The 20,697-nt window shown below is 61.0% G+C and carries 21 protein-coding genes and 1 tRNA gene; 10 read left to right on the forward strand and 12 right to left on the reverse strand.

What is annotated here, in order from left to right:
* Nucleotide 1 precedes the first annotated feature (1 nt).
* The 4 genes from ABIB78_RS14840 to ABIB78_RS14855 all read left to right on the forward strand — a co-directional run bounded on the left by ABIB78_RS14840 (nt 2) and on the right by ABIB78_RS14855 (nt 5,773).
* Complete coding sequence (locus ABIB78_RS14840) at nt 2–1,495, forward strand: sensor histidine kinase (RefSeq protein ID WP_429026148.1); 1,494 nt, start codon at nt 2–4, stop codon at nt 1,493–1,495.
* A gap of 85 nt (nt 1,496–1,580) precedes the next feature.
* Nucleotides 1,581–2,738, forward strand: a complete 1,158-nt coding sequence (locus ABIB78_RS14845) for an HlyD family secretion protein (RefSeq protein WP_429025596.1) — start codon at nt 1,581–1,583, stop codon at nt 2,736–2,738.
* On the forward strand, nt 2,735–4,348 hold the full coding sequence (locus ABIB78_RS14850) for a DHA2 family efflux MFS transporter permease subunit (RefSeq protein WP_429025598.1): 1,614 nt from the start codon (nt 2,735–2,737) through the stop codon (nt 4,346–4,348). The genes ABIB78_RS14845 and ABIB78_RS14850 overlap by 4 nt, the downstream gene beginning before the upstream one ends.
* 81 nt (nt 4,349–4,429) lie before the next feature.
* Nucleotides 4,430–5,773, forward strand: a complete 1,344-nt coding sequence (locus ABIB78_RS14855; protein WP_429025600.1) for a PQQ-dependent sugar dehydrogenase — start codon at nt 4,430–4,432, stop codon at nt 5,771–5,773.
* A 56-nt stretch (nt 5,774–5,829) separates the two neighbouring features.
* Here ABIB78_RS14855 and ABIB78_RS14860 read toward each other — a convergent pair whose 3' ends face one another.
* Nucleotides 5,830–6,087 carry a hypothetical protein gene (locus tag ABIB78_RS14860; protein WP_429025602.1) on the reverse strand — a complete coding sequence of 86 codons (258 nt, stop codon included), beginning with the start codon at nt 6,085–6,087 and terminating at the stop codon, nt 5,830–5,832.
* 202 nt (nt 6,088–6,289) lie between these two features.
* Between ABIB78_RS14860 and ABIB78_RS14865 the strand changes: the two genes are divergently transcribed.
* Nucleotides 6,290–7,108 carry an aminoglycoside phosphotransferase family protein gene (locus tag ABIB78_RS14865; protein WP_429026150.1) on the forward strand — a complete coding sequence of 273 codons (819 nt, stop codon included), beginning with the start codon at nt 6,290–6,292 and terminating at the stop codon, nt 7,106–7,108.
* 13 nt (nt 7,109–7,121) lie between these two features.
* On the opposite strand, the gene ABIB78_RS14870 is transcribed toward ABIB78_RS14865, so the two are convergent.
* A complete protein-coding gene (locus ABIB78_RS14870) occupies nt 7,122–7,289 on the reverse strand; it encodes a hypothetical protein (protein WP_429025605.1) in 168 nt (55 codons plus the stop codon).
* Between the two features lie 83 nt (nt 7,290–7,372).
* Nucleotides 7,373–7,831 carry a winged helix-turn-helix transcriptional regulator gene (locus tag ABIB78_RS14875; protein WP_429025608.1) on the reverse strand — a complete coding sequence of 153 codons (459 nt, stop codon included), beginning with the start codon at nt 7,829–7,831 and terminating at the stop codon, nt 7,373–7,375.
* A 147-nt stretch (nt 7,832–7,978) separates the two neighbouring features.
* On the opposite strand from ABIB78_RS14875, the gene ABIB78_RS14880 reads away from it, so the two are divergent.
* Nucleotides 7,979–8,887 carry an alpha/beta fold hydrolase gene (locus ABIB78_RS14880; RefSeq protein WP_429025610.1) on the forward strand — a complete coding sequence of 303 codons (909 nt, stop codon included), beginning with the start codon at nt 7,979–7,981 and terminating at the stop codon, nt 8,885–8,887.
* A gap of 89 nt (nt 8,888–8,976) precedes the next feature.
* On the opposite strand, the gene ABIB78_RS14885 is transcribed toward ABIB78_RS14880, so the two are convergent.
* The 6 genes from ABIB78_RS14885 to ABIB78_RS14910 all read right to left on the reverse strand — a co-directional run bounded on the left by ABIB78_RS14885 (nt 8,977) and on the right by ABIB78_RS14910 (nt 13,289).
* The gene (locus ABIB78_RS14885; RefSeq protein WP_429025612.1) at nt 8,977–9,609 is read right to left on the reverse strand and encodes an SGNH/GDSL hydrolase family protein; all 633 of its coding nucleotides are present in this window, start codon (nt 9,607–9,609) and stop codon (nt 8,977–8,979) included.
* 807 nt (nt 9,610–10,416) lie between these two features.
* The gene (locus ABIB78_RS14890; protein ID WP_429025614.1) at nt 10,417–10,854 is read right to left on the reverse strand and encodes a DUF5658 family protein; all 438 of its coding nucleotides are present in this window, start codon (nt 10,852–10,854) and stop codon (nt 10,417–10,419) included.
* A gap of 1,016 nt (nt 10,855–11,870) precedes the next feature.
* Nucleotides 11,871–12,227: a hypothetical protein gene (locus ABIB78_RS14895; protein WP_429025616.1), complete on the reverse strand. Its 357-nt coding sequence runs from the start codon at nt 12,225–12,227 to the stop codon at nt 11,871–11,873.
* A 234-nt stretch (nt 12,228–12,461) separates the two neighbouring features.
* Nucleotides 12,462–12,644, reverse strand: a complete 183-nt coding sequence (locus tag ABIB78_RS14900; RefSeq protein WP_429025618.1) for a hypothetical protein — start codon at nt 12,642–12,644, stop codon at nt 12,462–12,464.
* 133 nt (nt 12,645–12,777) lie between these two features.
* Nucleotides 12,778–13,038 carry a hypothetical protein gene (locus ABIB78_RS14905; RefSeq protein ID WP_429025621.1) on the reverse strand — a complete coding sequence of 87 codons (261 nt, stop codon included), beginning with the start codon at nt 13,036–13,038 and terminating at the stop codon, nt 12,778–12,780.
* 41 nt (nt 13,039–13,079) lie between these two features.
* Nucleotides 13,080–13,289, reverse strand: a complete 210-nt coding sequence (locus ABIB78_RS14910; protein ID WP_429025623.1) for a hypothetical protein — start codon at nt 13,287–13,289, stop codon at nt 13,080–13,082.
* Nucleotides 13,290–14,311: 1,022 nt separating this feature from the next.
* On the opposite strand from ABIB78_RS14910, the gene ABIB78_RS14915 reads away from it, so the two are divergent.
* Nucleotides 14,312–14,551 carry a hypothetical protein gene (locus ABIB78_RS14915; protein WP_429025626.1) on the forward strand — a complete coding sequence of 80 codons (240 nt, stop codon included), beginning with the start codon at nt 14,312–14,314 and terminating at the stop codon, nt 14,549–14,551.
* 125 nt (nt 14,552–14,676) lie between these two features.
* On the opposite strand, the gene ABIB78_RS14920 is transcribed toward ABIB78_RS14915, so the two are convergent.
* Together ABIB78_RS14920 and ABIB78_RS14925 are read right to left on the reverse strand one after the other, a co-directional pair.
* Nucleotides 14,677–14,766, reverse strand: a tRNA-Ser gene (locus ABIB78_RS14920).
* 293 nt (nt 14,767–15,059) lie between these two features.
* Nucleotides 15,060–15,239: a hypothetical protein gene (locus ABIB78_RS14925; RefSeq protein WP_429025628.1), complete on the reverse strand. Its 180-nt coding sequence runs from the start codon at nt 15,237–15,239 to the stop codon at nt 15,060–15,062.
* 1,076 nt (nt 15,240–16,315) lie between these two features.
* On the opposite strand from ABIB78_RS14925, the gene ABIB78_RS14930 reads away from it, so the two are divergent.
* Nucleotides 16,316–16,519, forward strand: a complete 204-nt coding sequence (locus ABIB78_RS14930; protein ID WP_076865209.1) for a cold-shock protein — start codon at nt 16,316–16,318, stop codon at nt 16,517–16,519.
* Nucleotides 16,520–17,769: 1,250 nt separating this feature from the next.
* Nucleotides 17,770–18,108, forward strand: coding sequence for a low molecular weight phosphatase family protein (locus ABIB78_RS14935; protein ID WP_429025632.1), 339 nt, complete (start codon nt 17,770–17,772; stop codon nt 18,106–18,108).
* A gap of 106 nt (nt 18,109–18,214) precedes the next feature.
* On the opposite strand, the gene ABIB78_RS14940 is transcribed toward ABIB78_RS14935, so the two are convergent.
* On the reverse strand, nt 18,215–18,685 hold the full coding sequence (locus ABIB78_RS14940) for an NUDIX domain-containing protein (RefSeq protein ID WP_429025635.1): 471 nt from the start codon (nt 18,683–18,685) through the stop codon (nt 18,215–18,217).
* Between the two features lie 234 nt (nt 18,686–18,919).
* Between ABIB78_RS14940 and ABIB78_RS14945 the strand changes: the two genes are divergently transcribed.
* Nucleotides 18,920–20,170 (forward strand): matrixin family metalloprotease, encoded by a 1,251-nt coding sequence (locus ABIB78_RS14945; protein WP_429025638.1) that lies wholly within the window; start codon nt 18,920–18,922, stop codon nt 20,168–20,170.
* The last annotated feature ends 527 nt before the right edge of the window (nt 20,171–20,697 follow it).

Consider the following 20,697-nt stretch of genomic DNA (forward strand, 5'->3'; position numbering starts at 1 on the left):
GATGGACCACGAAAAGGTGAACATCCTTCTGGTCGATGACCAGCCGGCCAAGCTGCTGGCCTACGAAGTCATCCTGAAGGAATTGGGCGAGAATCTGGTCGCGGTATCATCGGGCCGCGATGCGCTGGAATTCCTGCTCAAGAACGAAGTCGCGGTCATCCTGGTCGACGTCTGCATGCCCGAGCTCGACGGCTTCGAGCTCGCGGCGATGATCCGCGAGCATCCGCGTTTCCAGAAGACCGCGATGATCTTCATCTCGGCAATCCAGGTCAGCGATATCGACCGGCTGCGGGGCTACGAGATGGGCGCGGTCGACTATGTTCCGGTGCCGGTCGTGCCCGAGGTGCTGCGCGCGAAGATCCGCGTGTTCGCCGAGCTCTACCGCAAGACGCGGCAACTCGAGCGCCTCAACGCCGAGCTCGAGGACCGCGTGCGCGCGCGCACCGCCGAACTCGAGCGGTCGACCACGCGGCTGGTCGAAAGCGAGGCGCGCCGCAGCATGGCGATTGCCGCGGGCAAGATGGGCTCGTGGGACTGGGATTGGGTCAACGGTGACTGGATGTGGGACGAGGGGCAATACAAGATCTTTGGCGTCGACCCGAAATCCTTCGCGCTAACTTCCGACAATATCCAGTCGATGTTTCATCCAGACGATGTCGAAGAACTGCGTCAAGCCTGGGTCGGCTTCGGCAACGGGCAGACCTCCTATGAAGCCGAATTCCGCATCATGCGGCCGGACGGCGAGGTGCGCTGGTGCGTCGGCACGGCCGCTGCCACCAGCGACAGAAACGGCAGCGTGGTGCGGGTGAGCGGCGTCACTATCGACATCACCGATCGCAAGAAGGCCGAGGAGCGGCAAAACCTGCTGACCCGCGAAGTCGATCATCGCGCCAAGAACGCCCTCGCGCTCGCGCAATCGATCGTGCGGCTGACCCGCGCGCAGAATGTGACTGCGTATGTACGTGCGGTCGAGGGCCGCATCACGGCGCTGGCGCGCGTCCACACCGTGCTGTCGCTGTCGAGCTGGCAGGGCGCCGAAATCCGGCGGCTGGTGACCGAGGAGATCGCACCTTATTCCGATGCGGGGCAGATCCAGATCGACGGCGGTGAGGTGCAGTTGCAGCCGGCCACCGCGCAGACGCTGGCGCTGGCGCTGCATGAGCTCGTCACCAATTCGGCCAAATATGGCAGCCTGTCGGTGCTGTCGGGCCGGCTCGCAATTACCTGGGAAGTGCACGACGACACACTGATCCTGGCCTGGGTGGAAACCGGCGGACCTGCGGTGACCAAGCCGAAGCAGAAAGGTTTCGGCACCAGGAGCGTCATTGCCAGCATCGAGACCCAGCTCGGCGGACGGGCTGACTTCGACTGGCGCACCGAGGGCCTGATCTGCCGGCTCACGGTTCCTCTCAAGCCACCTGTCGGAGAGACAACGGCCTACCGCGATCTGGCGACAGCTGAGCGCAAGCCTCTGCTCAGTTCCCGCGCCGTGTAGCGGCGATCTTTCGGGCAGGAACCAAGCCTCGTACGGAGCAATTAACAAGGGTTGATCGCTTCCGTTCGTAGCTTGAGGTGCTGCCGTGGATGCCCAAACTCAACGGCGCGGGCCGTCCGCGGAACAGCCGCGGCAGCCCGAGCGCGCTCCTGAACAAAAATCCCGGCCGGATTCCGCGTCCTCGTCGCAGCAAGCCACCGACAACAAGCGCTCGATGCGCGACCGGTTGCACGAGCATTGGATACTTGCGACTGCCGGCGCCTGTCTGCTGCTGCTCGCACTCGTCGGTGGCTTGAGCTACTGGCTCAACATCCGTCACTATGAATCGACCGATGACGCGTTCGTGGCGGCGCGCAGCTTTGCCGTAGCCACAAAGGTCGGCGGCTATGTCGTCGAGGTCCCCGTCACCGACAACCAGCACGTCAATGCCGGTGATCTCCTCGCGAGGATCGACGAGCGCGATTACAAGATCGCGGTCGATCAGGCCAGCGCGCAGGTCGCGGTCGCCGAAGCCAATATCGCCAACGTCCAGGCGCAGATCGACAGTCAGCAGGAGCAGATCAAGGAAGCCAGGGCGCAGCAGCAGCAGGCCGAGGCGCAATTGAAGTTTGCGCAGGAGGAGGCGGACCGCGCCCAAAACCTCGTCGAGAAGGGGGCAGGCACGGTGCAGCGGCAGCAGCAGACGCGCTCGGATCTCGACGCCCAACAGGCCAATGCCAGCCGCACCAGGACGGCAGTGACCGCGGCCGAGCTCGGCGTCAAGACGCTCGAGGCTCAGCTCAAGAGCAGCAAGGCGTCGCTGGAGCAGGCGCAAGCGCAGCTCGATCAGGCCAAACTGAACCTGCAATATACCCGCATTGTCGCGGCGCAGTCCGGACGCGTCGTCAAGCTGAGCGGCGCGGTCGGCACCTACGTCGCGCCGGCGCAGAGCGTCATGATGTTCGTTCCTGACGAGGTCTGGATCACCGCCAACTACAAGGAAACGCAGCTGGCGGACATGCGTCCGGGACAGCCGGTCGAGATCAGGATCGATGCGTATCCGGGGCGCAAGCTCACGGGCCACGTGGCGTCGGTTCAGCCGGGCTCGGGAACCGCGTTCAGCCTGCTGCCGGCAGAGAACGCGACCGGCAATTTCGTCAAGGTCGTGCAGCGCGTTCCCGTGAAGATCGTGGTCGACAACTGGCCGGCGGATGTGCCGGTTGGGCCGGGCATGTCGGTCGTGCCCTGGACCAGGGTGCGATGAGCGACGTCGCGGCAGGCGGCGGCACGTCCTGGTCGCCGGAGCGTTCGGCTGCCGGTGGACATAATCCCTATCTGATTGCCTTCGTCGTCTCGATCGCGACGTTCATGGAGGTGCTGGACACCACGATCGCCAACGTGGCCTTGCGCCATATCGCGGGCGGCCTGGCCGTCGGCATCGACGAGAGCACCTATGTCATCACCAGCTATCTCGTCGCCAACGCCATCGTGCTGTCGATCTCGGGCTGGCTGTCGACTGTGATCGGCCGCAAGCGGTTCTACATGATCTGCGTCGGCACGTTCGCGTTCGCCTCGCTGCTCTGCGGGCTTGCATGGAGCCTGCAGGCCCTGGTCCTGTTCCGGATCATCCAGGGCCTTGGCGGCGGCGGGATGGCGACGAGCGAGCAGGCGATCCTCGCCGACTCCTTTCCACCGGCCAAGCGTGGCCAGGCCTTCGCGATCTACGGCGTCGCAGTGGTGGTCGCTCCCGTGATCGGGCCGACGCTCGGCGGCTGGATCACCGACACCTATACCTGGCACTGGATCTTCCTGATCAACGTGCCGATGGGCCTGCTCTCGTTATTTCTGGTCGGGACCCTGGTCAAGGAGCCGTCCGGCGCCGAAGAGGAGCGCAAGGAACTACTGAAGGAGGGCCTGCACGTCGATTACATCGGCTTCGTGCTGGTCGCGATCGGGCTCGGCTCGCTTGAATTCGTGCTCGACGAGGGACAGCGCAACGACTGGTTCGGGTCCGACATGATCGTCGGCTTCGCGCTCGCTTCCGCAGCGTGCCTGATTGCGCTGATCCCGTGGGAATTGACGCGCAAGGATCCGATTGTCGACCTCCGCCTGTTGGGACGGCGCCAGTTCGGATCGTGCTTCCTGGTCATGCTGTGCACCGGTGCCGTCCTGATCTCGTCGACGCAGCTTTTGCCGCAGCTGTTGCAGACCGAGCTGAACTATACCGCGCTGCTTGCTGGACTCGCGCTGTCACCCGGCGGCATCGTCACGCTGATCTTGATGCCGGTGGTCGGCAATCTCGTCAGTCTCGTCCAGCCGAAATATCTGATCGCGATCGGCGGCTGCATCGTCGCGTTCTCGATGTGGCATCTGACGGGACTGACCGGCGACATCACCTATGGCTATGCCGCGCTCGCACGCATCTTCCTCTCCGCAGGACTCCCGTTCCTGTTCCTTCCGGTTACGACGGCGTCCTATGACGGTGTGCCGCCGGACAAAACCAACCAGGCGTCGGCGCTGATCAACGTCGCACGCAACATCGGAGGATCGATGGGGGTCGCGCTGGCCCAGACCGCGCTGGCCCAACGCCAGCAATTCCACCAGAGTCGGCTCGTCGAGCATGCGGCGCCCCCCGATATCGGGTATCAGCAAACCATCGACACGATGACGCGCTACTTCCAGGCGCAGGGTTCGAATGCATCAGACGCTGCGTCGCAAGCAATCGCCTGGGTCGGCCAGACCCTGCAGCAGCAGGTCGATCTTCTCGCCTATATCGACGTGTTCTGGATGCTCTCGATCATCGGCCTTGTCATGATCCCGCTGGCACTGATCATCAAGCCGGTCGATTTAACGGCGCCGCCCAAGGGGCATTAGAGCAGACGACATTGTGAACGCAGATAGCGGTCGAACCGCGCTATGAATTGCGTGGCTGAATGGACCTCACGCGAGGAGCATATGCTTAGGACAAAGCTTGTCGGCGCGAGTCTGTCCGTCGTCTTCCTCGCAGCAATCGGCATCACCCGATCGGGCGCCGAACCCGTATTGAAAGGTGCGGAGGCCTTTGGCGACTGGCAGCGCGACAAACCGGGCACGGTGCGCCTGATCACGCCGCAGGACTTGCCCAAACCGGGGGCCACGGCCTCTAGCAGCAACCCGCCGCGCGTCGTGCCGCGACCCGCATCGGCGGCGCCCCAGGTGCCGGCGGGGTTCAAGGTCGAGCTGTTTGCGAGCGGGCTCAGCGGGCCGCGGATCATCCGGACTGCACCCAACGGCGATATCTTCGTCGTGGAAACCAGCTCCAGCCGCATCCGTGTCCTGCGCAGCGACAACGGCGCCACCAAGTCCGCAACCAATGAAGTCTACGTAACCGGATTGAACCGCCCGTTCGGCGTCGCGTTCTATCCGAGCGGCGACCACCCACAATGGCTCTATGTCGCCAACACCGACGGCGTCGTGCGCTTTGCCTACCGCACCGGCGATCTCAAGGCGTCGGGTAAGCCCGAGACAATCGTCGCCCAGCTGCCACACGGCTACTACCATTTCACGCGTGACATCGTGTTCACCCCCGACGACAAGCGGATGCTGGTGTCGGTCGGCTCCGCTGGCAACGCCGGCGAGGGGCTAGGCCGGCCTCGGCAAGGCATTGAGGCCTGGAGCCGCGACCACGCGCTCGGCGCTGCCTGGGGCGCCGAGACCGATCGCGCCGCCGTGATCGCCTTCGATCCCGACGGCAAGAACCAGAAGCTGTTTGCCACCGGGATCCGCAACTGCGTCGGACTAGCAATCCAGCCTGGAAGCGGCACACCGTGGTGTTCGACCAACGAGCGCGACGGCCGCGGCGACGACCTCGTGCCAGACTACGTGACGCGAATTCGCGAAGGCGCGTTTTACGGCTGGCCCTGGTACTATATCGGTGCCAACGAGGACCCCGCGCATGCCGGCGAGCGGCCCGATCTGAAGGACAAGGTGACGGTTCCCGATGTGCTGTTGCAGGCTCACTCGGCGTCGCTTGGCCTGGCCTTCTACACCGGCAGCAGTTTTCCGTCAGAATATCGCGGCGATGCTTTTGCCGCCGAGCATGGCTCGTGGAATCGGTCGAAGCGCACCGGCTACAAGGTCATTCGCATCAAGCTGAAGGACGGTGTGCCGACCGGTGAATACGAGGATTTCGTCACCGGCTTTGTCATCGGCGACAATGTGGTCTGGGGCCGTCCGGTCGGCGTGACAGTGGCGCGCGACGGCGCACTGCTGGTCTCCGAAGACGGCAACGGCACGATCTGGCGCGTCAGCCACGAGTAACCGTCCGGTCTCGCTGGCCTGGGCGCCGGGCCGATGAGCGGGCCGGGGCGGCGGCGCTATCCTAGTCCGTCCTTGAGGCCGTATTCCTCGTAGATGGTCAGGGGATTGGTGTCGGGAAATAATCGGCACTTGGCTTGCGCAAGGTGCAGCGTGACGGCTCCGGCCTCGCATCTCGCGGTCAGGAGTTTCCGGACATCCTCCATATGCGCGCGCGGTTGATGCTTTGACGGGAGCTGTTCAAGGGCAACCAGCGCCGTGGCCAGGGCCTCCGTCACCACCCATTCGTCGTGTCCGGTAATTCCCTTTCGCGGCATCGCCACATCCTCCGTAGCACCGGCTGTGACATTGTAACGCGAGAAGGGTGGGGGCTGTCATCAGCCAACATGGGCAGGTCGGCAGGGAACTGATTGGCGCGGCCCTGCCACGATGCGCCGCAGGGAACCATCGTGGCAGCGCGCGGAAGCAATGATTAGAACCACGAGTCGCGTTTCCTCATCCCCCAGTCGGTCCGCCCAAATGTTCACCTCCTATCTCTCGGCCTGGAGCCTCATCCCCGACGGCGACCCGATCGTGACGCACGCCGCGCGGTTACTGCCGGTGCGGCGGCACGGCGAGCCGGCAATGCTCAAGCTCTCGCACGGGCCGGACGAACGCCTCGGCGCCGTCGTGATGGAGTGGTGGGACGGAGACGGTGCGGCGCGCGTTCTTGCCCGTGACGGCGACGCACTCCTGCTCGAAAGGGCGACGGGATCGGCTTCGCTCGGCGAGATGGCGCGAACCGGCCGGGACGACGAGGCCTGCAGAATTCTCTGTGCAACCGCGGATCGGCTGCACGCCCGGAGAGTGAAACCGCGGCCGGATTTGACGCCGCTGGCGCACTGGTTTCGCGAGCTTTGGCCCGTGGCCCCGGTGCATGGCGGCATCCTGAACCGATCGGCTGAAATTGCTGAAACTCTGCTGGGCGATCAGCGCGAGATCGTGGTGCTGCATGGCGACCTGCATCATGATAACGTGCTCGACTTCGGTGCGCGCGGCTGGCTCGCGATTGATCCAAAGCATCTCGTCGGCGAGCGCGGCTTCGACTTCGCTAACATCTTCACCAATCCGGATCTTGCGGACCCGATGCGGCCGGTCGCGACCGAGCCCGGACGCTTTGCGCGGCGTCTCGACATCGTCGTGGAAGCAGCACGGCTCGATCGCCGGCGCCTGTTGTCATGGATTGTCGCTTGGACCGGCTTGTCGGCAGCGTGGTTCCTGGGCGACGACGATCCGCTCGCCGAAATCGACCTGCAGATTGCTAACCTTGCCGCGGCCGAACTCGACCGAACCGCGTAGGGGCGCGCAACGACTACGCCGCCGCGGCACTGGCTCCAGTCAGCGACACACTCAAAATCCGCCACTTCGATATATCGAAGAAGTAGGCGGCCTTGATGCGCGCGGAGGCGGGGTCCGGCGCCTGAATAACCGTGTGGAATTTCCGCGTCCCATCGCTCAGCGAAATCCGGAATGTCTGCATTGGTCGAACCTCCACGCGCGGATGCTGCGGCACGGAGCGTTAACATCTGGTAGCTGTCGACGGCGCGCGCGCACGCTCGCTTCTCACTCAGGTGAAGCCGGCGGCAACCGCACCATCGTGTCTTCCGCGCCGACGACGCGTCCGTCCTGCGCTCTCAGCTCGAGCCGCCGCACTGGCAGACCATTCTTGCGGTCCACCAGGAGCACGTGGGCCTCGTCGGGTTCGAAGAAGAAATCCTCACCCCACTGCCGGAGCGCGACAAGGAGAGGGAACAGCCCGCGTCCCTTTTCGGTCAACACATATTCCTGGTAGGGGCTGCCGTCGGCTGCGGGCACCGTCTCCATGATCCCGTGTGCCAGGAGATTGCGGAGCCGGGCCGCGAGGATGTTCTTGGCAAGCCCGAGGCTCTTCTGAAACTCGCCGAACCGGCGCAGCCCGTCAAACGCATCGCGGACGATCAGAAGCGACCACCAGTCGCCGATCGCATCCAGCGGCCGGGCGACGCCGCACACCGAGTCCCTGTGGCTCACTCTCTTGGCCATCGCGATTCGCCTGACGCTCCTCATCACGCGGGTCGATCGACCCGATGGCGCGGGTGGAGGGAGCGCCGTGTATTCGATATATCGGTTGCAAAGTAAAACCTCAAGCGATACACGATGGTTTCAAATTAAAACCACGAGAGGGCTGCCGTGATCCAAGCCGACGCCACGTTCGACGGCACCTTTCCTTTCGCGCCCCATTTCAGCGCGGCTCCAGGCTTCCAGATGCACTATGTCGACGAAGGTCCGCGGGGCGGCGATGTGGTGCTTTGCCTGCACGGTGAACCGACCTGGGGCTATCTGTTCCGCCACCTGGTGCCGATCCTGTGCGCGACGCACCGCGTGGTCGTTCCGGATCACATGGGCTTTGGTAAGAGCGCGACACCGGCGCATCGCAGCTATTGGCTGCAGGACCATGTCGACAATCTCGAAGCGCTGGTCCGCGCGCTTGATCTCGGCAACATCACCCTGGTCATGCATGATTTCGGCGGTCCGGTCGGCATGGGGTTCGCGGCCCGGCATCCGGATCGCATCCGCCGCATCATCTCGGCCAATGGGCCGACACCGTTCGGGCAGAGCGATCTGTTTGAGCGCGTCACGGCAAATGCGCAGGCCTCACCCTGGTTTCAATGGATTGCTAAAGCCGAGGCGGGCGGCGACCTCGAGCCGGTTCTTGGACAGCTCGGCTTCAACATCCTGAGCACGCTCAAACTCAACGGCTTCGAGAACAACGCCGTCATCACCGATGCCTGGCTCGCGCCCTTCGCGCGTCCGGCCGACTGCCTCGGCGCGATCGGATGGGCCAAGGGCTTTGCGACCGGCGCGCATGCGTTCGAGACGCCCGATCCCGTCGCCGACCGCTCGATCCGCAGCAAGCCGGCGCTCGCCATCTGGGGTGAAGCGGACCGTACGCTGCGCGCAGAGCATTTCCTGCCGCTGTTTTCCGCGATCTTCCCGGCGGCACCGGTCAAGCGCCTTGCCGGTGTCGGGCATTACTGCTTCGAGGACGCCCCGGCAGAAATCGGCGGCCTGATCGCGGAGTTCATCCGGCAGACCTGAGTGTTCGATCGAATGCCACGGGCAGGGCAGAACAGACGATCAAACGTTGCTGCATTGCGGGTCGTGCAGCCCGGTTTGGCCCTCGCAGATTACATCGTGCATTCTGCCGAGATTGCCGCCTCGAGTGCTGGCACCCAGGCTCCGTAGCCGGCAGCGGTGAAGTGAATGCCGTCGGGCATCTTCGCGCCAGGTGGCAAAAGCGGGTCAATGAGCCGAATGCCACCCGCAACTGCGGACGCCTCGATCGCCTGATTGGTCACTGCGTCGGCTGCGACGGCGATGGCCACCAACGGTCGCATCGACAGCGGCTTGACGGTCTCGACGAGGTCGGCGAAGTCGCGTTGTGCCTTTGGCGATCCTGCGTCGTTCGCGCCCACCGCGAGGACGAGCAAGAACGCGTCTTGATCGTCGAGCAGGCGCCGGGCAAGCTGCTTCGCCTCCCGGATGGTCTGGCCGCCGACGCCGGCATTGATGATCGGACGACCGCAAAGCTGCCGCGGCAGCGGAGCCATTTCAGTCACGCTGTCGCCAAGCACAACGATCGGAGCCGGCGCGTCGGCGAGCGCTGCGCGTATCATGAATTCGCGCACCGCCGCATGATCGTGAAAGGCGTGCTGAGACATTTCACCGAAGCGGTTGCGCATCCTTTGCAGCTCCGCAAAAGAAGCGACAAAACCAACCAGAAAAATAATGGCCAAAACCCACGGAAGCGCGCGACGCATTGCTTCTCAGAGGTACCATCGCGGCTGAAGTCCGAGCAATACTCAGAAACAATCGCGTCGTGTCGCCGCGATCACTTTCTGCGGATCGCGCTTCCGAGGGAGGTTACCGGATACGGTGGCGCGCAGCCCGTTACCTCTGTTACGCCGTCTGGCCCAGTCCATAGCTCGTCCTGGTGAGCCTCACAGACTCAACCGGTGTCGTCGCAGAGGGATGCACCGCGGTTCGCTCATCGCATGAGCCCGAATAGTTCTTTGACCTCGCTCAACCGCAACTTGGTGCCGGCCGGCATGTGCTTGAGGAGCATGTGCCTGGTGCCGATCCTATTGCGTCGGTCGTCATCCTGCTCCGCGTTGATATGTCTGCATGTCGGCGGCAAACTCCCGCGTCGGCTTCGCCGAGGTTTGTTCTAAAAAAGCGCAACGCCGCCCGTTTCAAAATACATACGGACGGCGCTGGCTCTAGCCCCAGGAAGGTGTGCAAAATCCTGACGAATATGGGTCTGCACGATGTGGGCCAAAGGTTCATGACAATATGCCCGTATGACTACGGTGCTCCGTGGGAGCGCAAGCACGCAATCTCGCGCTGCCGCACCTTCCCGGTGTTCTATTTGCCACTTTATTCCCGAGTACACGGCGGCCTCGGGCAAGGCGGGAACGGCTCCGGCGCTCACGACATCACGCCGGAGCCGTTCGACGAGTCAAGCAGCCGAGAACGGCTTTTAGCTCGGGACGCTTCGGCTGAAGTTGATCGCCTCGCCCATCAGTCCAGCCTGATGTCGACGCGGGTGGGCGGCGATTGCGATTGCGTCAGTGTGTGCTGGCGATGATGAGGAGATTGTTCAGCACCGGCGTACAGCAGAACGCCACCACGATAGCGATGTTGTAAGGATTGTTGCTGCGCCAAAGCAACCACATCATCATATAGGTCAAACCTAGCTTCGGAATAAGCCACCAAGAGCCGAGCCACGTCTGAGCAATGTGCATGAACGGGTTCAACTCGCCGAGACCGAGATTTAGGATCGTGTTTGTGGTGTAGAGGTCGGCGACTCCGAGAAGCAGAACGGAAAGCACCAGGAATGTCTTAGCCAAGTAGCGTCGCCCTAAAATGATTTCGTAAGCGAAGGCGATGGCCTCGTGGTCGTTTTGCTCAAACCAAGCCCGCGCGGCCTCGTTGGTTGCGAAGACCTTCAGGTGCTGCGGGTCGCCAACGACCTTGCTCTTATCGGTAAAAATCCAGACTTTCATCGCATCATCTCGAATAACTCCCTGACCTCGCTCGACCGTAGCTTAATGCCGGCCGGCAGGTGATCCAAGAGCTTGTGCCGGGTGTCGGCCGCGATCCGCCGCAAAACTGGCGGACGACCTCCGGCGGGATCTCTCGAGCGGCTTTCGCGTGATGGGCATCCAAAAAGATGGATTTCCAAGCTACGCTGCAGATCAGCCGGAGACGCCTTTCGCAAAATAGACCAGCACGGTCTTGAAGCCGGCGTTGCGGTCAACGGGGCCGGCACAGCATCTGAGGAAACCAGCGGGCTTTGTGCGCCAAGGCATGCGCGATGATCGCGCCGATCGCCTGCGATGAGAAGCGGCTAGGGATTGGCCCAAGCTATCGAGGAGACCGCCACGAATTGGTCAATTCGCTCCCAAGTGGGCGGGACCGTCGCTCCGTTGGGCGCGAAGCGGCGATCCCTTATCGCGCGATGTGCATGGTCGTCGGTGTGTGGGCGGCGGCCAATCCGCACGACTAGGGATATAGTAAATACGCAGATGCCCGCGGCAATTGCCATTCTGAACTAGCTCTAACTAACAGATCTAGCGGCAGTCAGCCCCTGTGGCGCAAAAGTAGTAGCGCGCCGCAGCACCGCGAATTTCGGTGGATCAAATTCCGGAAATGGTCGTAGCTTGGGCGCACTGGAGGTTGGCCGCCCCAATCTCCGGAGCCGCGTTAGCCCCAGCTCACAGCCCCCCGAGCTGGGGCGACGGCGTGGCAGATGTCTAAAGGCCGCGAGTAAGCTAACGGCGAGAACTAGACGGATCACTCTCCCCTCCAATGAATGGAAATTGGTGCGCAACCAGAGGGAGCGTAAAGGCCTGGGACCAATTTAGAAGATACCCCAATATTGCCAGGAAGGGCGAGCGGCACAATCGCGCCCCAAATGGCGCCCAATGTAAGCAGCGTTATTCATCACTCAAGCTTGCCGCTTTCGAGGCTTTTGTCGTCGAGTGCTTCGGCGGCTGCGTGGCCGTCCGCCATCGCTTCATCACCCTTGCTGATCAGACATTCCGAAGGACACGCTCTCTCTCACGCGACGCCGCCGCGGCCGCACGCCCGGTCGCTGGTCCATCGCCGCCGCCACCCCGTGCGCTTGTTCGGTGATCCGCTGTTCAAGAGCGGCAATGGTCATCTTGATATTGTCTCTCCGCTCGATCAGAGACCTCGCCAGCATCGGATATTTGGGGTCGGATCGGTCCGAAATACTGACGCGTTTTTCTTCGGCCGCGATGTCGGATTCGATCAGTTCAAGGGTGCCGACAAGATCAGCCAGTATCTTACTGACTGCCGCGACCTGTCGTATTTCGCTTGCGCGAGCTGTCTCAAAGCGAGGCTGGATATTCATTTGCTTGCTCCGAATGTCTGAGGTCGGCACACAAGGAATAGCTGGCGCCGAACCGTTCACGCACGCATCGCAAGTTGCCTGCCAATGTCGGCCCGTAGGAACACGGTCGTGCCAGTCGCCGGGGTTAAGTCGGTTGCGCGGTCGGTGGATGGATGGAGCGCGAAAGCTGTCCCGGGTGGGGGTAGCTGCTTTCAACGAAAGGCGGGCAGGCTCCGCGGAGTTAGGAACAGCGCGCTAGCGCGGCTGGCCCGTATTTTCCTGCCACTTCGCCGAGTGCTCAGAAATCCACTTCGTCGCGTCGTGTTCTGTGACAAAGCCCTTGATGACTTCCGTTTCGCCATCGGGCCACAGAATATCGATCGTCCAGCCGGTGCCGGGGTTTTTGCAAGCCATGAAGGCTGGTCGCTGTTCGATCATTCGGTGAGTATGCGCCGCCGGTGGCCAGCTACAAGCCAGTGATCCTGCCACACTTCGCTTTTTGGCCAGCAATCCTATTGGGGCTTGAATCCCGATCTCAGGCCGATCCTTTCGTGGTCGGGAGCTCCGGTAGTCATCCCTCGATAATGAGGCGACCCAGGAACGCATTGCAGGCCCGCTCGGCTTCATCGAACGTGCCGAAGGGCGATCCGGACACTTGAGCCGCCGGCATATTCAGAAAGTCTGGGCGATATGACGCAACAAAACCGGGCTCTCCATGCAAGCCAGGTCCGCTTCGGCTCTCGCTGGTGATAACGAATGAATAGTCGTCGCTGCTTGCGATCCAAATTTCCAGATCGTCAGCAGTATCCACGCGGCGAAAGTGCAGGGCCATTTCACCCTCCACCAGGCAGAGGTCCGCTTGGTCCTCCGCGGTCATCCAGATGGACGCTTGACCTGCTTTTGTCGGGCTGCTTCAGCCTCCCGCGCCAACCGTTCCGCCCTCAGGCGTTCTCGATTATCATCGAACACTTTTTGCGCTTTGGCGTAATCGGTCAAAGCTTCCTTCGCCTTGACCGCTTTGAATACCTTGTGAGCTTCGCGTTCTGCAGCTGTCGGTGCCCGTCGGTTTCGGTCGTTAATCATTGTTGACCTCCCATTTGGGCTTGGCGAGTTAACGCATAGATATGGTTTTCGATCCTGTCGTCTAGCGGGCAACTTGAGGCCAAGGTCAACGGCGGCTCTTTCCTGGCCTGGAGTCAAGAAGATCCGGCAGCGGTGGCAGTTGGGGACGCGGATCGAGGCTCGGCTCTGTGGCGTTCGCCCCGGACCTTGTTGCCGGCGGCTGATCACAAGGCCAACTAGGCCGACCACTACCAGCACCGCTCCTGCCGAGCATCAGCCAGTGTGGTAACTCCAGCCATCCTATCGCGGTCTTGACCGTATCCAATCTACTTCTTCACCTTGAGCCCGATCTCGACCAAGCGGCGGATGGCTTCGGACAGGTTCGGGACTGGCTTTTGCTTCGCCCGCCAGCTTTCGACTGCGTCGATCATCTCCTGAGTGAAATCGATGATCTTCTCAATTGGGTGTGCTTCTCGACGACCTTTCATTTCGCCTATGTCAAATGATCAGCCGAGGGAAACCGCAAACTTTCTCCTCGGCCCTTAACCCGAGCAAAACCCCGCCGGTTCATGCTGGCCGCCTTTGTTTGGCGGACAGCCGGCGGTGGCGGCCCCTTCAATGGCGATGATGCCCCCAACCATAGTGGTGGCCGCGGCCCCAGCCGTAATGATGCCCACGACCGCCGCGATGGCCCCATCCATGGCCATGGCCGCCTTTGACCTGAATGACAGTATCGGTGCCGCCGAGCGCGTTCGGCGTTGCGGAGGGTAGGGCGGACGCCGCTCCTGCCGCAGCAAGGCTACCGAGGGCAGTGAGTGCAATAAGTGCAGATTTGAGTTTCATGAGGCGTCTTTCCTTTGGCGTTATGAAGGCGCCACACCGTAAGAACTCCAATGTGAACCTGGGATGAGTGGTGTGGTCAAAGCTAGAGGACTGTTGCTTCCCGAAACTCAGCATCAAGTGCGCGTGAGATGTAAGGCCGTTCACATTTGAAAGGCGCGATTTGATCTAACCACGGCGCAGCCAGTGTCGGGAGAATCGCGATGCTATTGTCCAGCAGCCAGAATTGGGGTGGAACAAGCGCCAAGCTGGCCGTGGCCCTTCTCGTCACGCTCGTGCTTGGTTTTGCGCTCGTTCACTATGTGGAATGGTCGTCGAACGCTCGTTTTGCGGAATTCATAGACGTGGCCGACGCTTCAGCTCCGATTCTGCCTCACAAGGGGCGCACGGGCTGCGAGCAGGGTAACAAATCACTGCCTTCGGAGCTTCAACCGCTCAACTGACCCGGTTGGTGGCTAACAGATTGAGGTCGGCCGCCCGCCGATTTCTGCCGGCGGGCTTTCATTGTGCAGTGATCTGTGCGCTCAGGCGGTGAAATCGAAGTTTTTACAGCGTTTTCAATTGGTTTTGGCGGAAGGGGTGGGATTCGAACCCACGGTACCCTTGCGGGCACGCCGGTTTTCAAGACCGGTGCCTTAAACCACTCGGCCACCCTTCCAAACCTACAATTTCAAGTACTTAGCGGCAGGGTCGAAGAGAACGAACCGCGAAATTGCCACCCGATTGGCACCTAACGCGCCAGCGCCGCATTGAGCGCCGCCGCCGCCTTGCCGTCGTCGTTCCTAAACAAGTGGGCGTAGACACGCAAGGTGATGTCCGGCTTTGCGTGGCCGAGACGCTTGAGGTGGTGACAATAATCGCGCCGATCGCACGCGGAGAGAAGCCGCTAGCAATCGCGGCGGTGACCGCTTGATCAACAAGGGATTGGTCAAGGCGTGGAATTAAACGCCATCACGCGGCGGCATCGACGGTCGCAATTACACTGCGCATGTCGCAGGCTAGCTGGCGGTAGTGTGCCCCCAAGCGCAGATAAAGCTCTCGCTTGCCTCCATCCGCCTCCCGGCCGGCGATCAAATCGCATTCCATGGCGAGACTCTCAAATCGTTCCAGCTTGGCCAGCAGAGCAGTCATAGCGGTGGTCCCCTGAACGCTTACTGAGGGACCAACCACGCTACACCTTTGGATTAGTTCTCGATGAACATCGTTATTGAACAGAACTATTTTTGTTGTCGGGACCGGAACGGCTCTTTCGCGCGGCGGATAGTCCGTTTGGGCCATGGTTCTTCGGCCCCGGAGGGTGCAAACTTTGAGCCATCAGGATTTTGCACCACCTTCCTGGGCCCAGAGCCAATGGCCGCCCGCACGCATTTTAAGCGGGAGCTGCTCTGCCGATGAACTGAACGGCCCGTTGCAGCATCCCGCTCCCGCGCACGGAGGGCCCGGGCCCGTCAATGGACAAACGACCGATACCCATCGGTGAACAAATCATCACCATCGTCTTGCTGGTGATCTTCGCGCTCGTGATTTGGTACGGCGCGATGATCTGAGACTGGTCGCCCGAAGCGATGCGGAAATTGCTGCTTTTCTGCGGGGGGCGCCGAAGGTGCTTGGGGGTGGCGTCGTTTCAGGCCGCCCAGGCGATGCTATGATGGCGGAGAGCCTGTGGCGGCTCTCATTGTTCCGGTTTCAACGGCTTGGGCCAACTAGGGGCTTGCTTGTCTTGAAAGGGGACGCCGCCGGTCTCAGAAATACACGCCCGGCGGCGTTTTCTTCCTAAACTGGGACGCTGAAATCCCCAGCACAGTTTAGATTGCAGGGCCTATGCCATAGAGGTTCACGCTGGCGGCATTTGGCGGCAAGTCGTAAAGACAAACCCAGCCTTGCTGCATTGCCACTCACTGCCGAGCGCAGAACTCGATACTTGGTGAGGAGCGGCCATCGCCAACAGCACGGCGGCCCCGGCCAGCAAATTTACGACAACCAGCATGCGTACATTGCGAGTCCACGCTGAGTTCATCATGGCCGTCGCTCCTTCTGGATGAAGGAAAGCTAGGCCGGGTTTGTTTCGAGACCACTTCACGGCTTGCGCAAAATGGTTTCGTCGACAGGTGGTCGGGAGCGAACCGCCCAATTATGCTGCTGGTTCCGCTTGCGATGCACCGCGCTAGCGCTAGGCTGCCTATCTTACTTCAAGCGGGAGAGACGACGTGGCTACAGGTACTGTTAAGTGGTTTAATCCAACCAAAGGATACGGATTCATCCAGCCCGACAATGGCGGCAAAGACGTATTCGTGCACATCTCGGCCGTAGAAAAGGCCGGTCTCAGCAGCCTCAACGAAGGCGCCAAGGTGAGTTACGAAGAGAGGGAAAACCGGGGCAAGACCTCTGCGGAAAATCTGAGAGTCGGCTAACGACGGTCGGAGGCAATTCCCCGCCGGTATTTACCGCCCGGCGGGTCTTTCTTTGATGACGGCGCCCGTCAAAGCCGCAGGCGGAAAACTGGCTAGGAGCCAATCACCAACGGCGATATCCGCGGTGATACCCGTAACCCCGATGCACGCCATAGCCATAGCGGCGAACACCGTAGCCGTACCGTCGGTAGACGGGCGCGGTGCGGACACAACCGCGAGGGCCGCAGACCACGGCGACGTTCTCGACGTTTGAAGCGGCGGAAAGTGGGGCAGCCGGCATAGCGGACGCTGTTCCTCCCGCGGCAAGGCTACCGAGTGCCGCAAGTCCAACAAGTGCAAATTTGAGCTTCATGGTTTCCCTCCTCTGGCATTCTAGGGCGTCGCGCACAGTAGGAGGGTCAAAGTGAACCGGGGATGAGCGACTAGGGATGGCGCCGCGTCGGGCCTCTAAGTTGGCGGGCGACTATATCGCCTTTGATGACGACAAAAACTTCGCTCGCGCGCATGCTTTGCGAACGGGCGAGGTTGATTCGGCCATGGAGCTGGAAGCCCTAGTATCGCTGATGGGACTAGGCGTTTGCGCCTTGCTGCTCATTGCCTTCTGGGGGCTTACGTCCCGCTAACACGAAAAACATGTGCCGCCAGGCTCGAAATACATTGTCCCGGCGGCGCCATTTCAGCTGACCCGCAATCCCCAGCGCCGAAAAGATTAGCGGGGCCTACGCGACGCGCGTATGACGTGATTCACAACTCAATGAGGAGAGGTTAGGCCGGGTTTGTATCCAGCCTTCACGGCTTCGGAAAATGGTTTCGGCGATGGATCAACGAGATGCTGCGCAATGGCTGCGTTGTGTCTATCTTTGGCACCGCAATTGGCACCCAACTGAACAAAACGGGCACGGACCCTCGAGTTACCAGCGGACCCGAACGCATCGAAAAACATCAACAAGACAGGATTGTCGCGGACGGTCGGGGGCTGGGAGGACAGCGAAAACTGTATCTCAAGACCGGTGCCTTAAACTACTCGGCCACCCTTCCGGATCAATCGGATCAGGCCCTTACCGTAGGGCGACGCCGAACGCAACGCGAACTTGGCAACGAAACCGGCGCCGGTTGGTCATTTTCCCGATACGCGAGCCCAAAGGGGCCGATTTGATCGGGGATGCCGGCTCGGCTTTCTGCCCGACGCCAACGAACCGGCGCCGCAAATCAATCGCACATGCGCGCAACGCCGTTGACCGCGAGGGCCGATGTTGGTCATCATGATGCCCATGAAGCGCGTCCTGTTCCTTTGCACCGGCAACTACTACCGAAGCCGATATGCGGAAGAGCTGTTCAACCATCTCGCAAAGGCCAAACAGCTGGCGTGGCGCGCATCCTCCAAAGGCGCGGCCGAGCGAGGCTCGCCCGACAATGTCGGGCCCATGTCAGCCTTCGCTGATGACCGTCTCCGCGCAGGGGGTATCGTTCCGGAGGGTGCAACGCGCTTTCCGCAGCCATGTTCGCTGGCCGACTTCGACGACATCGACCTCGTGATCGCGCTCAAGGAAATCGAGCACCGTCCGCTGATCGAGGGGCGGTTCCCCTAGGTCGCCGACAGGGTGACGTATTGGCACGTGGACGATACCGACGTGGCCCATCCTTCAGTGGCGCTGGCGATGCTCGACGATCGCGTCCGCGAACTGGTTGCGTCCCTCAGGTAACCGGTTCGCGCTTCAGGAATATCTCGAGCGCGTACTCCGCCGGGCGCGCAAGCATGCCGCTGATACGTTCGAGGTCGTCCATGGCGACAATCTCGAGATGGCCCTCAGTCACCGTCAGCTGATCGATGGGCACGTCTCGCGCGAGGAACACCTCGCCGTGCAGGGTGCCGTTCGGTGTCAAATGATCCGTTCCGGAATACTGGCCGATCAGTTCAAAGCGCTCGGGCGGCAAATAGTAGCCGATCTCCTCATGGATTTCGCGAACGACGCACTCAAGGAAGGACTCCGTTCCCTCTCGCCGACCACCAAAGAGACTGATCTTCCCGGCATCGGAGACGTGCGGAAGATCATCGCGTAGCTGCATGAGCAAGCGACCGTCGGTGCTGATGAGAAGCGCAGATGTTCCCTGTCTCACGCGGTGGCTCATCCGTGAACCTTCTTCCTCGGGCAGGCCTGGATCCATATGATCTCACGCTCATGATGTTGTTGGGTCCAGACTCCTTGACGTCATTGGGCGCCAAGCCAGGCTGGAAAGCTCGGATAATACTGTCAAGATGAGAAGCGCGAGCATGGCCAGAATCGACAATCGTCGGTAGAATTATGCATTGGGCAGTGGTTGATTTAGTGCGTTTCCTTGGCAATGAATGGGACTTTCCCTCAAGCCACGGAGCATTATTGAGCCAGGGGCATTGGATAGATGACTGATTACGTTCTCGAAGGCTTCAAATGGGGCTCCAGCGCACTTGGCACGACCTCCGGTGAGATTGATTGGAGCTTCGCAACAGCCAACTTCACTGGCCAATTCATTCAGTTCGATAGCTTCCTGACCGGGATGTTCCAGACCGAGATCAGGCAGGCATTCGACAGATGGGAAGCGGCAGCCAATATCGACTTTCATGAAGTATCCGACGCCGCAGCGAATCAAATACGCCTTGGACTGAGCCACATCGATGGTCCGAACAATATCGTTGGCCAGGAACAGAGCTCGTATTGGAGCGGCTCGGAGATTGCCGCTGACATCACCTTCGACATGGATGAGGGCTGGCATCTCGTCAATGGTGAGCTTGTCAGCAACGGCGGAGCCTCATTCTACCTCGTTGCGCTCCACGAGATCGGACATAGCCTTGGACTGGATCACTACAATGTCAGTCCGGCGGTCATGAACGCGGTCATAAATCCTGCGGTCGCCGACCTCACTCAGTCGGATATCGACGGTGTGCGTGCACTTTACGGGGTGCTTCCCGGCATCGCCGTTTCGACCGCCGCCCAGCTCGCCGACGGACGTCTGGATTTCCTGCAATACAACTCGTCCGGACACCTCACGAGTACATTCCTGACGCAGCAATCGTTTTGGAAGGTCGTCGGCAATGTCGATTTTGCCTCGAACGGAAATCCAGACGTTATCACCCAGTCCAATGGCCAAATTGACCTGCTCAACTTCAGTGCCGGTCAGCTATCAAGTTCGCTGCTGATGACCGGGAGCTATTGGGACGTCAAAGGCGCCGGTTTGTTCAGCGGAGCCGCGAAGGCCGAATTCGTCACGCAGTCGTCGAACGGTCAGATTGACTTCCTGGGTTTCAACAATGTGGGCACGCTCACCACGAGTGCGCTAACGGGCCAGGCATTCTGGAATGTCGTTGGGGTTGCAGACGTCAATGGAGACGGCCACGCCGACGTCGTAACGCAGTCTTCGTCGGGCGCGATCAATCTACTCTACTTCGACAATTTCAAGTTTGTTGCGAGTAACCTGCTACCGGGCAGCTATGACCCGGTTCTCGATGTCGCCGACATGAAGAACGGCTCGGCGATTCTTCTGACTGAGAGCGCATCAGGAATAATGACCGAACTGGTCTTCGACGGCATCCACGTCTCAAGTACGCATCTATTGGATGCCACCGGCCTTACCCTTGTTCATGCGGCAAACGCGGCCGGCCATTTCTTTACCTGATCTTTACCTGAGAATTCGTCGGCGGCCTTGCGCGGCGCGCGCCTCAAACGCGTTCAGCCGAAAGCGAACGCCAGCAGGCTCGAGCACAGCAGCACGAGGCTTGCTGCGGTCAGGGTCAGAAATCCGTCGGAGACCAAATCGTGATTACGCATGACACACCTGCCTTGACCCGATGCTCATCCGAATTGATTAAAGCTTTCCGAACATTCTCTCCTGGAAAGAGGTGACGCGTCTTTCCGCCTTCAACGGACTGTCAGGCCCGATACCGATAGCCTTCCACGGCATGCGCCAAGAAGATCGCCGCACTCACCAGGCCCATCACCGCTGTAACCGTCTCGATCATCGCAAACTTCCCTTGCGCCCCACGTCGAGAGAGAACGATTGCAGCCTTGCACAGTCAAAAAGATTCAATTGTTGGAATCCAAGATGCGCCCCAACTGATGATTTGCTGCAACAGTGTGTCTGATAGCGGGACAGGCGGGGGCGTTCTGCGCGGGCGAGGGTCCGTAGAACGACGGAGCAGGTGC

This window comes from Bradyrhizobium sp. I1.14.4 (assembly GCF_050435825.1).
Classification (GTDB): Bacteria; Pseudomonadota; Alphaproteobacteria; order Rhizobiales; family Xanthobacteraceae; genus Bradyrhizobium.

Excerpts from the sequence above, each read along its gene's own strand:
- ABIB78_RS14840 (WP_429026148.1), top strand. The coding sequence starts at position 2 with ATGGACCACGAAAAGGTGAACATCCTTCTGGTCGATGACCAGCCGGCC.
- ABIB78_RS14910 (WP_429025623.1), bottom strand. The coding sequence starts at position 13,289 with ATGATTAACGACCGAAACCGACGGGCACCGACAGCTGCAGAACGCGAA.
- ABIB78_RS14945 (WP_429025638.1), top strand. The coding sequence starts at position 18,920 with ATGACTGATTACGTTCTCGAAGGCTTCAAATGGGGCTCCAGCGCACTT.
- ABIB78_RS14865 (WP_429026150.1), top strand. The coding sequence starts at position 6,290 with ATGTTCACCTCCTATCTCTCGGCCTGGAGCCTCATCCCCGACGGCGAC.
- ABIB78_RS14915 (WP_429025626.1), top strand. The coding sequence starts at position 14,312 with ATGCTATTGTCCAGCAGCCAGAATTGGGGTGGAACAAGCGCCAAGCTG.
- ABIB78_RS14890 (WP_429025614.1), bottom strand. The coding sequence starts at position 10,854 with ATGAAAGTCTGGATTTTTACCGATAAGAGCAAGGTCGTTGGCGACCCG.
- ABIB78_RS14940 (WP_429025635.1), bottom strand. The coding sequence starts at position 18,685 with ATGGATCCAGGCCTGCCCGAGGAAGAAGGTTCACGGATGAGCCACCGC.
- ABIB78_RS14905 (WP_429025621.1), bottom strand. The coding sequence starts at position 13,038 with ATGGCCCTGCACTTTCGCCGCGTGGATACTGCTGACGATCTGGAAATT.
- ABIB78_RS14875 (WP_429025608.1), bottom strand. The coding sequence starts at position 7,831 with ATGGCCAAGAGAGTGAGCCACAGGGACTCGGTGTGCGGCGTCGCCCGG.
- ABIB78_RS14870 (WP_429025605.1), bottom strand. The coding sequence starts at position 7,289 with ATGCAGACATTCCGGATTTCGCTGAGCGATGGGACGCGGAAATTCCAC.
- ABIB78_RS14855 (WP_429025600.1), top strand. The coding sequence starts at position 4,430 with ATGCTTAGGACAAAGCTTGTCGGCGCGAGTCTGTCCGTCGTCTTCCTC.
- ABIB78_RS14885 (WP_429025612.1), bottom strand. The coding sequence starts at position 9,609 with ATGCGTCGCGCGCTTCCGTGGGTTTTGGCCATTATTTTTCTGGTTGGT.
- ABIB78_RS14935 (WP_429025632.1), top strand. The coding sequence starts at position 17,770 with ATGTTGGTCATCATGATGCCCATGAAGCGCGTCCTGTTCCTTTGCACC.
- ABIB78_RS14895 (WP_429025616.1), bottom strand. The coding sequence starts at position 12,227 with ATGAATATCCAGCCTCGCTTTGAGACAGCTCGCGCAAGCGAAATACGA.
- ABIB78_RS14860 (WP_429025602.1), bottom strand. The coding sequence starts at position 6,087 with ATGCCGCGAAAGGGAATTACCGGACACGACGAATGGGTGGTGACGGAG.
- ABIB78_RS14900 (WP_429025618.1), bottom strand. The coding sequence starts at position 12,644 with ATGATCGAACAGCGACCAGCCTTCATGGCTTGCAAAAACCCCGGCACC.
- ABIB78_RS14925 (WP_429025628.1), bottom strand. The coding sequence starts at position 15,239 with ATGACTGCTCTGCTGGCCAAGCTGGAACGATTTGAGAGTCTCGCCATG.
- ABIB78_RS14850 (WP_429025598.1), top strand. The coding sequence starts at position 2,735 with ATGAGCGACGTCGCGGCAGGCGGCGGCACGTCCTGGTCGCCGGAGCGT.